This window comes from Neorhizobium descurainiae (assembly GCF_051400715.1).
Lineage (GTDB): Bacteria > Pseudomonadota > Alphaproteobacteria > Rhizobiales > Rhizobiaceae > Neorhizobium.
In genome coordinates, this window is record NZ_JBLFFK010000002.1 from 421,025 (window position 1) to 435,051 (window position 14,027).

Annotated in this window: 14 protein-coding genes and 1 pseudogene; 8 read left to right on the plus strand and 7 right to left on the minus strand. The window is 64.4% G+C overall.

All coding sequences use genetic code 11. The features are described from left to right. Positions 1–12 precede the first annotated feature (12 nt). Together ACMGE0_RS05615 and ACMGE0_RS05620 are read right to left on the minus strand one after the other, a co-directional pair. Complete coding sequence (locus ACMGE0_RS05615; RefSeq protein ID WP_436814876.1) at positions 13–1,326, minus strand: MFS transporter; 1,314 nt, start codon at positions 1,324–1,326, stop codon at positions 13–15. A gap of 74 nt (positions 1,327–1,400) precedes the next feature. Beyond that, a complete protein-coding gene (locus ACMGE0_RS05620) occupies positions 1,401–1,919 on the minus strand; it encodes a GNAT family N-acetyltransferase (protein WP_436815069.1) in 519 nt (172 codons plus the stop codon). 263 nt (positions 1,920–2,182) lie between these two features. On the opposite strand from ACMGE0_RS05620, the gene ACMGE0_RS05625 reads away from it, so the two are divergent. Together ACMGE0_RS05625 and ACMGE0_RS05630 are read left to right on the plus strand one after the other, a co-directional pair. Then, positions 2,183–3,172 carry a glutathione S-transferase family protein gene (locus ACMGE0_RS05625; protein ID WP_436814877.1) on the plus strand — a complete coding sequence of 330 codons (990 nt, stop codon included), beginning with the start codon at positions 2,183–2,185 and terminating at the stop codon, positions 3,170–3,172. 26 nt (positions 3,173–3,198) lie between these two features. Further along, positions 3,199–3,582, plus strand: a complete 384-nt coding sequence (locus ACMGE0_RS05630; protein WP_436814878.1) for a SecDF P1 head subdomain-containing protein — start codon at positions 3,199–3,201, stop codon at positions 3,580–3,582. Here ACMGE0_RS05630 and ACMGE0_RS05635 read toward each other — a convergent pair. Then, a complete protein-coding gene (locus ACMGE0_RS05635) occupies positions 3,573–4,061 on the minus strand; it encodes an NUDIX domain-containing protein (protein WP_436814879.1) in 489 nt (162 codons plus the stop codon). The two genes, ACMGE0_RS05630 and ACMGE0_RS05635, sit on opposite strands and share 10 nt — an antisense overlap. Positions 4,062–4,126: 65 nt before the next feature. On the opposite strand from ACMGE0_RS05635, the gene ACMGE0_RS05640 reads away from it, so the two are divergent. The 3 genes from ACMGE0_RS05640 to ACMGE0_RS05650 all read left to right on the plus strand — a co-directional run bounded on the left by ACMGE0_RS05640 (position 4,127) and on the right by ACMGE0_RS05650 (position 6,509). Continuing rightward, positions 4,127–5,080, plus strand: coding sequence for a metallophosphoesterase family protein (locus ACMGE0_RS05640; protein ID WP_436814880.1), 954 nt, complete (start codon positions 4,127–4,129; stop codon positions 5,078–5,080). A gap of 100 nt (positions 5,081–5,180) precedes the next feature. Then, a complete protein-coding gene (locus ACMGE0_RS05645) occupies positions 5,181–5,660 on the plus strand; it encodes an RNA polymerase sigma factor (protein WP_436814881.1) in 480 nt (159 codons plus the stop codon). 3 nt (positions 5,661–5,663) lie between these two features. Next, entirely contained in the window at positions 5,664–6,509 is an 846-nt protein-coding gene (locus ACMGE0_RS05650; protein WP_436814882.1) for an anti-sigma factor family protein, read from the plus strand. On the opposite strand, the gene ACMGE0_RS05655 is transcribed toward ACMGE0_RS05650, so the two are convergent. Then, positions 6,506–7,468 carry a quinone oxidoreductase family protein gene (locus tag ACMGE0_RS05655; RefSeq protein WP_436814883.1) on the minus strand — a complete coding sequence of 321 codons (963 nt, stop codon included), beginning with the start codon at positions 7,466–7,468 and terminating at the stop codon, positions 6,506–6,508. The two genes, ACMGE0_RS05650 and ACMGE0_RS05655, sit on opposite strands and share 4 nt — an antisense overlap. A gap of 21 nt (positions 7,469–7,489) precedes the next feature. On the opposite strand from ACMGE0_RS05655, the gene ACMGE0_RS05660 reads away from it, so the two are divergent. Next, positions 7,490–7,954 carry a winged helix-turn-helix transcriptional regulator gene (locus ACMGE0_RS05660; protein WP_436814884.1) on the plus strand — a complete coding sequence of 155 codons (465 nt, stop codon included), beginning with the start codon at positions 7,490–7,492 and terminating at the stop codon, positions 7,952–7,954. Between the two features lie 12 nt (positions 7,955–7,966). Here the strand turns inward: ACMGE0_RS05660 and leuA are convergent, their stop codons facing one another. The 3 genes and pseudogenes from leuA to ACMGE0_RS05675 form a co-directional block, all read right to left on the minus strand. After that, complete coding sequence (leuA, locus tag ACMGE0_RS05665; RefSeq protein WP_436814885.1) at positions 7,967–9,709, minus strand: 2-isopropylmalate synthase; 1,743 nt, start codon at positions 9,707–9,709, stop codon at positions 7,967–7,969. Positions 9,710–10,039: 330 nt separating this feature from the next. Further along, a pseudogene (locus tag ACMGE0_RS05670) lies at positions 10,040–11,223 on the minus strand (benzoate/H(+) symporter BenE family transporter). Positions 11,224–11,332: 109 nt separating this feature from the next. After that, a complete protein-coding gene (locus ACMGE0_RS05675; RefSeq protein ID WP_436814886.1) occupies positions 11,333–12,547 on the minus strand; it encodes an alpha/beta hydrolase in 1,215 nt (404 codons plus the stop codon). Between the two features lie 149 nt (positions 12,548–12,696). On the opposite strand from ACMGE0_RS05675, the gene ACMGE0_RS05680 reads away from it, so the two are divergent. Beyond that, positions 12,697–12,891, plus strand: a complete 195-nt coding sequence (locus ACMGE0_RS05680; protein ID WP_436814887.1) for a hypothetical protein — start codon at positions 12,697–12,699, stop codon at positions 12,889–12,891. 57 nt (positions 12,892–12,948) lie between these two features. Continuing rightward, positions 12,949–13,983: a MerR family transcriptional regulator gene (locus ACMGE0_RS05685; protein WP_436814888.1), complete on the plus strand. Its 1,035-nt coding sequence runs from the start codon at positions 12,949–12,951 to the stop codon at positions 13,981–13,983. The last annotated feature ends 44 nt before the right edge of the window (positions 13,984–14,027 follow it).

The window sequence follows — 14,027 nt, forward strand, 5'->3', positions numbered from 1 at the left end:
TCCCCGGGGATCTCAGGCGAGCGAAGCCTCGCGCGTCTCCGTATTGATCAGTGTCGCTGCGAGCGCGGCGACCACCAGCAGCCCGGCGAAGATGCCGATCGTCAGCCCGAAACCCTGCGCGACGACATAGCCCACCAGCGACGGGGCGAGCAGCCCGCCGAGCCGAGCCATGGCGCCGGCCGCCCCCATGCCGGTTGCGCGCGACGTCGTCGGATAGAGTTCCGGCGTATAGGCATAGAGCGCGCCCCAGGTGCCGAGCAGCGCAAAGCTCATGACCAGCAGCGAAATCCCGATCAGGAGAGCGAAGGGCGCCATGACGAAGAGCAGGCAACCGAGGGCGGAGAGCAGGCAGAAGCCGATCAGCGTCGGCTTGCGACCCCATTTCTCGACTCCGTAGGCCGCAAGCGCATAACCCGGAAGCTGGGCGAGTGCCACCAGGACCAGGAACCCGTAACCACGCACGAAGCCGAAGCCTTCGCCCGCGAGCCTCGCCGGCATCCAGGTGAAGACGCCGTAATAGGAGACGGAGACGAGGAACCAGATCGCCAGGATCATCATGCTGCGCTGGCGCAGTTCGCCGGAGAAGATACCGCTTGCCTGGACCGGCGGGGGCGTGACGAGGCCGGTCTCGGCCGGAAGTTTCGCATGGCCGTTGACGACCAGCATCCGGTCGACGATCGCCTTGGCCTCGTCTCCCCGGCCGGAACGCATCAGATAGAGCGGCGATTCGGGCACGAGGAAGCGCAGGCCGATGCCGATGATCGCGGGAAGCGCGGTGACCGCGAAGATGTAGCGCCACGCATCCGCCACTTCCGCAAGGCTCGCCGCCCAGGCCGCGAGCGCGACGATCAGCGTGCCGACGGCCCAGAACCCTTCGAGCAGCACCAGCCAGTGGCCGCGGTTCTTCGCCGGCAGGAATTCCGCCATCATGGCGTAATCGACGGGAAGCGTGCCGCCGACGGCCGCACCCGTCAGGAAGCGGAGCACGAGCAGGATGGTGAAATCGGGCGCGAAGATCGAAAGCGTGCCGAACAGCGCATCGCAGGCCACGGTGACGATCAGCACCTGCCGGCGGCCGATCCTGTCGGCGAGCCTGCCGAAGCCGATCGCGCCGAGCAGCATGCCGAGGAAGAAGACCGTGCCGGTCTGCAGCGCCTGCGGCACCGTCAGCCCGAAGGTCGCCGCGATCGACGCCGCAGTGAAGCCGACAGCCAGGACCTGCATCGCATCCGCCGTCCAGACGAGGCCGAATATCCCCATCAATCGCCGCTGGTAAGTCCCGGCCCCCGCGCGGTTGAGCGCCTCGTCCATGGTGATCGCCGTCATTGCCCCATCCCCTGAGTTGGCGAGTATCGCCCGCAATCATTGCCGGCCCATGCATAGGGCTTAATGGAATTGTCCTAGGCGCGCCAGCCGATTGTTCCCTTCAGCCGGGAATGCACATCTTCCGCAATCGGCACGACGAGAACGCGGGCCGGATCGACCGGTCCCGGGAATTCCAGCGCGTTGTAGGCGACCTTCTCGAAGCCGAGCGGGCCATAATAGGGCGGGTCGCCGACGAGGATCACCGCCTCGGACCCTTTGCGTTTGGCAGCCTCGATCGCGATCCGCACCAGTTCACGGCCGATGCCCCGGTTCTTGTGCGACGGCCGGACGGCGAGCGGCCCGAGCAGATGCCCTTTCACACCGCCCGCCAGCACCGGCGTCATCCGGACCGAAGCGATCGTCTCGCCATCGTCGGTGCAGACGAAGGAGAGCGACCGGTCATGCGGCCCCTGCTCGCGGATGCGGGCTGCGGCGCGGGCATGTCGGCCGGGGCCGAAGGCTTCCGCATTGATGAGTTCGATGACGGCGTCATGAGACGCGTCCTCGGTGAGGTAGACGAGTTCGTGCTTTGGCTGGAGGTTGTGCTTATGCATGGAGAGACTGAAGCCGTAAGATAAAGAGCGGACAGGACAAGTGATCTCGATGACGCCGTTCATGGCGTCCTGGTCTTAAGATCAGCGTCGTCGCAGTGCCCGTGCTTCGGTCATGAGAGAGGTTCGTCTCCAAATTGCGGAAAGCGACCTAGCAGGAAAATGTGGCCGCGTCCAATGCAAAAACAGAGCGTTCATAAATTCCTGTCTCGTAATCTCCCACGGCTGCCGTATCTTTCTGCGAAAGGAACCCGAAGGAGACCGCCATGGGCATGCTCGTCGATGGAAAATGGCACGACGTCTGGTACGACACGAAGGAAAGCAAGGGCCATTTCAAACGGGCGGAATCTCAGTTCCGCAATTGGGTGACGGCCGACGGTTCCGCTGGTCTCTCCGGCAAGGAGGGCTTCAAGGCGGAGCCCGGACGTTACCACCTCTACGTCTCCTATGCCTGCCCCTGGGCGCATCGCACGCTGATCTTCCGCAAGCTGAAGAAACTGGAAGACCTGATCTCCGTCTCCGTCGTCGATTATCTGATGCTGGAAAACGGCTGGGAATTCAAGAAGCGCGACGGTGCCACCGGCGACGATCTCTACGACCTCGACTACCTCTATCAGATCTACCAGAAGGCCGACCCGAACTATACCGGCCGCGTCACGGTGCCGGTCCTGTGGGACAAACAGCAACAGACGATCGTCTCCAACGAGAGCGCGGAAATCATCCGCATGTTCAACGGCGCCTTCGACAAGGTGACCGGCTCGACGGCGGACTATTACCCGGCGGAGCTGCGCGGCGACATCGATGCGCTCAACGCCGTCGTCTACGACACCGTCAACAACGGCGTCTACAAGGCCGGTTTCGCGACCGCGCAGGAGGCCTACGAAGAAGCCGTCACCCGTCTGTTCGAAACGCTGGACATGCTGGAAAAGCGCCTCTCTGGCAGCCGATACCTTTTCGGCGACCGCCTGACCGAGGCCGACTGGCGGCTCTTCACCACGCTGCTGCGCTTCGATCCGGTCTATGTCGGCCATTTCAAGTGCAACATCCGCCGCATTGCCGACTACCCCAATCTCTCAGGCTACCTCCGCGACCTCTACCAGCACCCGGGCGTGGCCGGGACCTGCAATCTCTTCCACATCAAGAACCACTATTACCAGAGCCACCGGGCCATCAATCCGACCGGCATCGTGCCTGTCGGCCCGGCGATCGATCTCGATGCGCCGCACGGGCGGGAGAAGTTGAAGCAGGCGGCCTGACAACCCGACTTCGACAGGAGGAGCGCATGAAGGCGAAATTGCTGATAGGCCTCGGCCTGGCGCTGGCCATGCCCAGCGTAGCTGGCGCGGAAACGATCCAGCTCCATATTCAGGAGGCCGTTCCCGCGTTGGACCAGAGGGACGGCAGGCCGATCGTGAAAATAACGTTCACGCCGGCGAGTTCCACGCATGCCGCCATGTTCAGCGCCCGCAATATCGGCAAGCAGATCCATCTTCGAGCCGATGGCAAGCTTCTAAGCTCTCCCTACGTACTGAATCATATGGAAACGAGGACGATTCAGATCAGCGGCGGTCTCACTATGGAATCGGCGCTGGCGCTGGCCAGGCTCCTGATGATGGGTGTCAATTTTACGGTCGACAATGAGCCTGTCGCCGACGTTCACCAATAATCCGACTTCTCCGCCTCCCCGCTGAGCTCCTTAAGCCTTCTCCGCGTCGCGCTGGTCGTGTCCTTCGGCAGGGCATCCAAGGCGAAGAAACCGCCCTCGGCGATCTCCCTGTCGGGTGCGCGCGGCGCCGTCTGCTCCACGATCACCCGGTAGAACAGCACGTGGTCGCGCTTGCTGGCGTTGCGGTTGAAGTAGACGTGGAAGAGTTCCGGCTCGCCGCGGATTTCGAGATTGCCTTCCTCCCGCAACTCCTTCCTTAACGCATCGGCCGCCGTCTCGAGCACTTCCATGCCGCCGCCCGGCATGTACCAGCCGGGCACGTAGGTATGGCGGACGAGGAAGACGCGGCCTTCCGCGTCGAAGCACGCTGCCCGGACGCCGAGCGTCATGCCGCGCCTCAGGAGGAAGAAGCGGTGCATCAGCCAGACCAGCGCCCGGGTCCTAAATCCCCGGATTTCCGGGATGCCTTCATCACTCATTCAGAACTCCGGGAGCGGCCAGAAAAACGATAACGATTTATCGGCTTATGCGTTATGTGTGCGCCATGTTCAAATTCGCGCATATTTCCGACATCCATCTGGGACCGCTTCCGAAACTCACGTTGCGTGAGCTTTTCTCCAAACGGATCACCGGCTTTGTGAACTGGCACCGGAACCGGCGCAAGCACCTTTTCGTCAACACGCTCGATCTGCTTTTGAGCGATTTGAAGACGCGGGACCCCGATCATCTCGTCATCACCGGCGATATCGTCAATCTGGCGACCGGCATCGAGATCAGGCTTGCCGGCGAATGGCTGGAGACGATCGGCGATCCGCTCGATACCACCGTGGTGCCCGGCAATCACGACGCCTATGTGCCGGGCGCCCACGACAAGTCGGTCAAGGCCTGGTATCCCTTCATCGCCGGCGACGACGACCCGAAGGACTGGCCGGAAGACGATCACATCTTCCCCACCTATCGCCGCCGCGGCCCCGTCGCGATCATCGGCTGCTCCACGTCCAACGCCACTCCACCCTTTTCGGCGTCCGGCTATTATAGTCCCCGCCAGGCGCGCGAAACGGTGAACCTGTTGAAGAAGGCAGGCGATGAAGGCCTCTTTCGCATCGTGCTGATCCACCATCCGCCGATCCGTGGCGCCACGCCTTCCCACAAGCGCATGCTCGGCATCCGCCGTTTCGCCGCCGCGATCTCCACCGGCGGCGCGGAGCTCGTGCTGCACGGCCACACCCACCTGAACACGCTCTACTGGCTGAGGAGCCACCACGGCCAGGTCCCGGTCGTCGGTATCGCCTCCGCCTCTCAAGGCCCTGGCGGCCACAAGCCTCGCGCCGCCTACAACCTCTTCACGCTTTCGGGTGAGCCCGGCGCGTGGAACCTCCTTTGTGAGCGGTACGGCCTGACGGAAACCGGCGACGGCGTCGCCCTCGACAACAGCCGCCTCCTCTACGGCGAGACACCGGCTGCGCTGTCGATTCCCGAAGCGGCCAGAATGTTGTAGAGTAATCGGCGTGAATGTTGCGGAATCGCCACAATCCAGTCATAGCTAATAACCCTCTACCGTCATCGGAACGCATCAGAAGCAGAGCCGCCTCCTGTCCATGAACCAGCCGAGCGCATCGACCGACATCCGGCGCGATCTTGTCGCCCTCCTGCCGCGCCTGCGCCGCTTCGCGCTGACGTTGACGGGCGGCGCATCGGAAGCGGATGAATTGGTGCGCGAAATAGCCGGACGGGCGATCCAGAAGAGCCATCACTGGAAGGGCGAAGGCCGGCTGGAGAACTGGCTCTTCAGCATGATGCGCAGCGCCTGGGCGGACGAGGCGAAGAAGCGCAGGCGGATGGACCCGGACCTCGTCGATGTCGGCTCCGCGGCCGAAAGCCGCAAACCGTCGAATTTCGTTCTGAACCTTCCGGATGGATTGGCGAGCGCCTTCCTCCTCGTGGATGTGGAAGGCTTCACCTATGCCGAAGCCGCCGCCATCCTCGGCATCCAGCCTGATCTCTTCGCCGCCCGCCTCTGTGCCGCCCGCCTCGATCTTGCCGCTGCCGGCGCGCGAACAAGCGAACGGAGAGCCTGATCGATGAGCGCCGTTCGGCCTTCGCCGCTGGAATTGCGGCTTTCCGCCTATGTCGACGGCCAAGCCGGCGAACACGACAGGCACTCGGTCGAGGAACTGCTGGTCAACGATCCGCAGGCGCGCGCGCTGCACGATACGCTGAAGCGCGGCGCCGATATCGGCCGGCAAGCCTTCGACGACATGCTGAAGGAGCCCGTGCCGCTCGACCTGGTGCGCGCCATCAAGAACGCACCGCTGCCGCGCCGGGCCGTACGTCTGCCACAGGCGCCGCGCCCGACGATCGCCTTCAAGCCGTCCGGCTCGCAGGCTTTTGCAGCCTGCCTTCTTTTCTTCGCGCTGGGCGGCGGGGTCGGTTACATGCTCGGCGATCGTCCGGTCACGCTGGAGCCGGCGCCGATTTCGGCTCCTGCGGCGAGCAGCCGCGACTGGCTGGACGATATCATCGCCCATTACCGGCTCTATGCGCGCCAGACCAATCATCTCGCCGAGATACCGCCCGAAAGGGCGGCGGACATACTCGAATGGCTGACCACCAGCACCGGCGTCGGCTTCCGGATTCCAGATCTCGGAGATAGCGGCCTGACTTTCCAAGGCGCCCGGCTTTTTACGGCCGGCGGCACGCCGGTCGGCCAGCTTCTCTACCGGCGCACCGATGGAGAGGGAGACGGCGACGTGATTGCCATCTCCTTCACCAAGACCCGGCCCGAAGGCAACCGCTCCGTCGAGGAGATCCGCAACGACACCGGGCTTGTCACCTGGGTCACGCCGCTCGCCACCTACATGGTCATCGGCCCCTCCTCCGCCGCCGACCTCGACGACATCGCCGCCAAGGCCGCGGGATTGATTTAGCCCTCCGCGACCAGCACGATCTTGCCGGCCGTGTCGCGGCTTTCGATCGCCCGATGCGCATCGGCAGCCGCAGCCAGCGGAAACGTGCCGCCCCTGACGATCTTCAATTCTCCCTCGGCCGCCAGCCGGAAAATATCCGCGAGATCGCGGGCCAATTCCTCCTTCGTCAGCAGCGGCAGAAGCGAGAAACCCTGCAGCGACTGGTTGGCGTCAAGCATGGCCTCGATATCGGCGCGCTCCAGGGAGAACCGGCCCATGGCGGCGAGCACCAGCCTGCCATTCTGCTTGAGCGCCGCCATGCAAGCCTTTGAAATCTCGCCGCCGACGAGATCGAAGACAATGTCTGCTCCGGCCGCCTTCGCCCATCCCTGCTGCCTGTAATCCAAAGCCTGATCAGCCCCGAGCGAGAGGGCAAGTTGCCGCTTCCGTTCGCTGCCGGCCGCAGCAATGATCGCTTCGGCACCATCGCGCCTCGCAAGCTGGATCAGCAGTGAGCCCACGCCGCCTGCAGCCGCCGTCACCAGTATATTCTTGCCGGCGACGGGATTTTGGCGGACGAGATGCAATGCCGTCAGCCCCTGCACCATCAAGGCCGTGGCATCCTCGAAGCTTAGTCCGTCCGGCACCGGCACCAGCGCACCGGCATCGGCGGCGACGTATTCCGCGTATCCGCCGGCGCGTCCGATGGCAAACAGCGGCACCGCGACCCGCGCGCCGATAAGCGCATGGTCCACCCCCTCTCCGACCGCCTCGACGACGCCTGTCACCTCGACGCCCGGCACCAAGGGCAACGGAGGCGTCACTGCATATCTGTCGGCCCGCATCAGCACTTCGAAGAAGTTCACGCCGGACGCCTTCATCCTGACCAGCGCCTCGCCATCGCCTGGTACGGGCGTCGGCATGTCGGCGAGGTCAAGAACCTCGGGCGGACCGAAACGGGAGAACTGGACAGCTTTCATGGAAAACCTCATGTAGAAGACATGAGGCGGGGCTTAGCAGCAGGCGGCCCGGCCGGGATAGAAACTCTTTCGTGCCATACCCACCAGGAGGTGACCATGGCGGACCCGTTGAAAAACCTGCCGAGACTGCCGGTGGAGCGTGCACTGAAAGTGATCTCCGGCCGCTGGAAGCCGATCATCCTCTACTACGTCTTCTCAGGCCCGAAACGGCTTTCCGAGCTGAAGCGCATGATGCCCGACATCACCCAGAAGGTGCTGATCCAGCAGTTGCGGGAAATGGAGGAACACGGTCTCGTGCGCCGCGAGGTTTTCGCCGAAGTGCCGGCACGCGTCGAATATACCGCGACCGAACTCGGGCTCGGCCTGGAACCGATCCTCTATGCGCTCTGCCGATGGGGCCAGCGCCATGCGGAAGCGCGCGGCGAAGAGCGCGCGCTTCTCGATTGCATCGTCAGGCCGCGCGACGAACAAGCCGCCGCGGCCTGACGCACGGGCCTGTCAGCCCTTCCGCTCTTCGAGCACCCTGTTCGCCGCTGAGACGATCGCCTCCAGCGAAGCCGCCACCATATTCGTGTTGATGCCGGCGCCGAAGAGCTTTCCGCCCGGATGCTCCATCTCCACATAGGCGATGGCCGAGGCGTTGGAGCCGTGCTGCAGCGAATGCTCGGAATAATCGGCCACCGAGAGATCGATCTCCAGATAGGTCGACAGAGCGTTGATGAAGCCGTCGATCGGTCCCGTCCCCTTGCCCTCGATGCGTTTCGTCTCGCCGCGATCGGTGATCTCCGCCGCCACGATCCGCACGCCCTTCTGGTCCGAGCCGGCTGGATAGGTGTGGTGGTCGACGAATTTCAGCCGCGCATCCGGCTGCTCCACATAGCGCTCAATGAAGCGCTCGTGGATGCGCTTCGAAGGAAGCTCCTTGCCCTCTTCGTCGGTGATGCGCTGGATGTCCTCGCGGAACTCCACCTGCAGGTTGCGCGGCAGGTTGAGGCCATAATCCGCCTGCAGGATATAGGCGATGCCGCCCTTGCCGGACTGCGAGTTGATGCGGATGATCGCCTCGTAGGAACGCCCGACGTCGCGCGGGTCGATCGGCAGGTAGGGAACCTCCCAGACCGGGTGGTTGGCGACCTTGATCGCCTTCATCCCCTTGTTGATCGCGTCCTGATGCGAGCCCGAAAAGGCGGTATAGACCAGCTCGCCCACGTAAGGATGGCGTTCCGGAATCTTCATCTCGTTGGAATATTCGTAGACATCCTTGATGTGTTCGATGTTCGAGCAGTCCAGTTCCGGATCGACGCCCTGCGTGTACATGTTGAGCGCCAGCGTCACCACGTCGACATTGCCGGTGCGCTCGCCATTGCCGAAGAGCGTGCCTTCGACGCGGTCGGCGCCCGCCATCAGGCCGAGTTCGGTGGCGGCGATGCCGGTGCCGCGGTCGTTATGCGGATGCAGCGAGATGATGATGTTCTCGCGGTTGTCGATCTGGCGGCACATCCATTCGATCTGGTCGGCATAGATGTTCGGCGTCGCCATCTCGACCGTGGACGGCAGGTTGATGATCAGCTTGTTCTCGGGCGTCGGCTTCACCACCTCGATCACCGCGTTGCAGATCTCCAGCGCCACGTCGAGCTCCGTGCCGGTAAAACTTTCCGGCGAATACTGGAAGCGATAACCGCCGCCGGCTTTCTCCGCCATGTCGGTAATCATCTTGGCGGCATCGACGGCGATCTGCTTGATCCCGCCGACGTCCTTGGCGAACACCACGCGGCGCTGCAGTTCGGAGGTCGAGTTGTAGAAATGGATGATCGGCTTGTGGGCACCTTCCAGGGATTCGAAGGTGCGCGTGATCAGTTCCGGCCGGCACTGAACGAGGACCTGCATGGAAACGTCCTCCGGCACGCCGCCTTCCTCCACGCACCAGCGGGCGAAGTCGAAGTCGGTCTGCGAGGCGGAGGGAAAGCCGATCTCGATCTCCTTGAAGCCCATGTCGAGCAGCAGCTTGAACATGCGGGCCTTGCGGTCGTGCCCCATCGGGTTGACCAGCGACTGGTTGCCGTCACGCAGATCCACCGAACACCAGATCGGCGCCTTGGTGATGGTTTTCGAAGGCCAGCTACGGTCGGGAATGTCGATCGTCGGGTAGGCACGGTATTTCATCGCGGCCTGCGGCATGCCGTGGCTCGCGGAACGGGCCCCGGCGGATCGGACCTCGGAAGGTTGGGTCTTGGCGTCCATTGTCGTCGTCTCTTCTCGCTTCACGCATCGGTTCGGCGCCCATCTGGAGGGGAAAAGCCGTCGCCGATGCGGACCTTTAGCGGTCTTGTGTGGCTCAAGTCTTGAATGTTCGTGAGAGGAGCTCTTACGCCGGCAGGGCTTTTCGGCCGCCGGGCGCTCCTCAACGGACCCGGCAACCGCGCGTAAGGTCGAGGCTAAGAAGCGAGGAAAGCGCAAGAACCGGCGCCCCGGCCGTCATACGGCGGGTCGGCGAACGGTCTGACATGATGGCGCCTGTCATGGTCATGGGCGGATGTATAACCGCGGCCGGAAATCGAGGCAAGCCCCCGGTCACTTTTTCGGCGATTGCATGAAATGCCGCAGCGCCATCATGGCGCCGCCGGCGATCAGTCCCCAGAAGGCGCCGGAAATGCCTGCAAAGGACAGGCCGGATGCGGTGACGAGGAAGGTGATCGCCGCCGCTTCGCGCGTTTCCGGCTCCCGATAGGCCGCAAAGGCCGCCGCGGAAAAGGCGCTGATGAGGCCGAGGCCGGCGACCGCCTGCAGCAGGATCGGCGGCGCGAGCGACACGAAGGCGATGATGCCGCCGGCGATCAGCCCGAACGCGATATAGCCGAAACCGGCGACGATCGCCGCCCAGTAACGCTTCTTCGGATCCGGATGGGCATCCTCGCTGGAGCACATGGCCGCCGTGATCGCCGCCATGTTGACCGGCACGCCGCCCAGCAACCCGCCGAGGATCGAGAAAATCCCGGTGCCGGCAAACAGCACGCCCGGCGGCGGCTCGTAATGATGCACCTTGAGGATGGCGATGCCCGGAATGTTCTGGGACGCCATGGTGACGATGAAAAGCGGCACGGCGACGGAAACCACCCCATGCCAGGTGAAGACCGGCGTGATGAACGTCAGGTCCGGATGGATTGCAGCGCCGATCTGGCTGATCGTGTCGGGCGGCAGGTCGACACCGAAGATCAGCACCAGGACGAGCGCGGCGAGAGCCGCAGGCACAGCCCAGAGACGCCAGCGCGACACCACCACCATCCAGGTCAATACGATCGGCAGGCGAGCGCCGCATCGAAGGCCACCGCCTTCACCGGTGCCAGACAGAGGCCCAGGAGGATGCCGGCGAGCATGGCGTTGGCGAGCGGCGCCGGAATCATCCGTATCGCGCGGCCGAGGGGCCGGAACAGGCCGGCAAGGATGATCAGCGCGCCGCAGACGACGAAGGCGCCGACCACCGCCGGAAACCCGCCCTCGATCGCGCTGATGCCGGAAAGCAGCGCCGCGCCGGGCGTCGACCAGGCCATGCTGATCGGCATGCGGTAGAGGCTGGAAAAGACGATCGCGAGCAGCCCCATCGAGAGCGATTGCGCCAGCAGTCCCGACGCGATCTCGGGCGCCGTGGCCCCCATCGCCTGCAGCCCCTGCATGATGACGGCGAAGGAACTGATGAAGCCGACGAAGGCCGTGAGCAGGCCCATCATCAGGGCGGAGACGGAGAAATCCTTGAGCATGCGGGCGGGACTCGTGAAGACGGAAGCCCGTTATCGAGCACAAGCCGGACGGGGAAGGCAAGGTGGGGTTGGACGAAAAGAGTACGGGACGCCACACCGGGACAGGTGGTCATGAGGATTCCGTTCGATCCGGCGGCCCCGTATGGAGCACGAAGCGCTCGATCGCCTCGAAAAGGACAGGCCACGCCTTTTCCTGCGGCAGGATGACGTGGTTGCGGCTTTCGAGCATCAGGAATTCGGCGTCCGGAATTCCCGATGCAAGCCGGCAGCCCTGCTCGAACGGATGAATGCCGTCGTCACGCGCATGGATCACCAGCGTCGGAACAGCGACCCTCTCCAACAGGCCGCTGACGTCGAAGCGATCGACGGCGGAGCGCAGGGATACCGCATTTTCCGGGGAGGTCGTATGGCGCTGCAACTCGGCCAGCGATTCGATCTGTTCGCGGCTGCCCTCCGGAATGAACATCGTGGCGAAGGCATCGATGAACGGGCTGTTTGCCCTGCCCCAGCCGTAGCGTATCAGCGCGAGGATGGCCTCCCCCTGCGCCCGGTCGCTCTCCGCCGCCCTGATGAGACGGCCCTTTTCATAGCCGCCCTGCAGCACCAGATGGCTGACCTTCTGCGGATGGCGAACCGCATAGGCGATCGCGATCGGCACGCCCTGCGACGTGCCGTAAAGCGCGAAACGCTCGATCCTGCAGGTCTCGACGACCGCTTCCAGGTCCTCGACGCACCGGTCCAGCGAGAAATCCCGCACGTCCCATTCGGAAAGACCGTTGCCGCGCTGGTCGTAGCGCATCACGTGAAAGCTCGCGTCCAGCCTGTCGAGGAACGGCCGCCAGATCGGGCTGTGCCAGTCATGTTCCAGATGGGTGAGCCAATGGCCGGCCTTCACCAGCGGGTAGCCGCCGCCGCTGGTCGCATAGGCGATCCGGGTGCCGTCGGCGGATCGGCAGAAGCCGACCCGTTGACGATCGCTCCCGTCGCTGCTCGTAACCGTGTCCGGTTGCAGGGCCATCAGCTCGACCCGGCCGACGAAACGGAAGCCCCGTCGCGGCACGGTCCTGATCCACTCCTGGCGCCGGCCGTCATCCCCAATGGCGGATCGGGCGGCGCTGATGCGGGCGCTGATCGCGGAATCCGAGACGATGCGGCTTTTCCAGATCGCCTCTATCAGCTCTTCCTGGGAAACGACCCGGTCCCGCTCCCTCACCAGATGATGGAGAAGATCGAAGACCTGCGGCTCGATCGGACGCGGCAGGCCGCCCGCGAGAAGCTCGTGGGTTTCCGGCACCAACTCGAAGGTTCCGAACCGATAGCGCATTCCTTCTTTTACCATGGAGCGCATTGCGATCGTACCGCCGGACAAGAGCCCAGGAAAAGACAGGAAAAAGACAAGGAAAGCGCAAGGTCCTGATCAAGCGGAACGGACTTCCCAGCGGTAAGGAATGCGCATGACTGACGGAGGCTGCCATGACGCAGGACCACGAAGAGCCCGTTCGCCGCCGACCCGACGGATCGATCGACATCGACTTCTATGCGCATCGCGCAGCACGCCTGCGCCATTCGGCACTGCGCGAGAAGCCGGCAGGCTGGTTGGCGCATTCGGGCTGGCTGATCGCAAGGCTGATCGGAAATATCGCCCGAACGTCACGGACACCCCATTGACCCGGCCCCTGGGACTGCCCCGATAGAGGGGCGGTCAACAACCAGCGAGGTGATTCCTTGACGTCTGCCGCACACTATCTCAACGCATCCGAAGCCGCCGGGCGGCTCGGCATATCCCAGAAGGCGCTTCGCCTTTATGAACAGCGCGGCCTCGTGTCGCCCGTCCGCACCGCCGCGGGCTGGCGTACTTACGGCCCGGCCGAAATGGCCCGCGCCGCCGAGATCGCGGCGCTGAGGGCTCTCGGCCTCAGCCTCGCCCAGGTGGCGCGGGTGCTGAAGGGCGATCCGCAGGGGCTGGCGCCCGCACTTGCCGCCCATCAGAAACGGCTCGAAGAGGAAATCCGCGAGCTTTCGGTCAGGATCGAGACCGTCCGCGACCTGCGCGCCGGCCTTGCCGACGGCCATCCGCCGAGGATGCAGGAACTGGCGCGGCTGGTCCGGCCGGCGGCCGAGGCCGTCGCTGCCTTCGACCTTCCCTGGCCCTGGGGCGGCGAGCGGTTCGAACTCAGGGATATCAAGCCACTGAACTACATCATCGGCCCGCTCGGCAGCGGCAAGACGCGTTTTGCCAGAGCGATTGCCGAAAACCTGCCGGGCGCCGTCTTCGCCGGTCCTGGCCGTGCAGCCAATGATGCGGCGGAAGCGCGGGCCCGCATGGAAACCGATCCCGCCTTGAAGGCGCGCGTCGAGCGGGCGCTGGGTTGGCTCGTGGAGGATGGCGCCACGCTTTCCCCCGATCTCGCCGCCCTGCTCGTCGCCTTGGAGACAGACCCGGCCGATATTCCCGTCATCGACATGATCGAACAGGGGCTGGATCAGGCGACGCAGGAGGCGGTGATCGCCCACTTGCGCCGCCGGGGGTCAGGCGCCCGGCCGATCTTCATGCTGACGCGTTCCTCGGCGATCCTGGACCTCGCCGCCGTTGGCCCCGATGAGGCGATCGTTCTCTGCCCGGCCAACCACAATCCCCCAAGCCGCGTGATGCCTTATCCGGGAGCGCCGGGTTATGAGGCCGTCGCCACCTGCCTCGCCGCGCCGGACGTTCGCGCCCGCACCGAAGGCGTTGTCGCCTGGCGGCCCGAGATAGCCTGAGCCCCCAAACAAAAACCCCGCCGGTTTGCGCCGGCGGGGTTTCG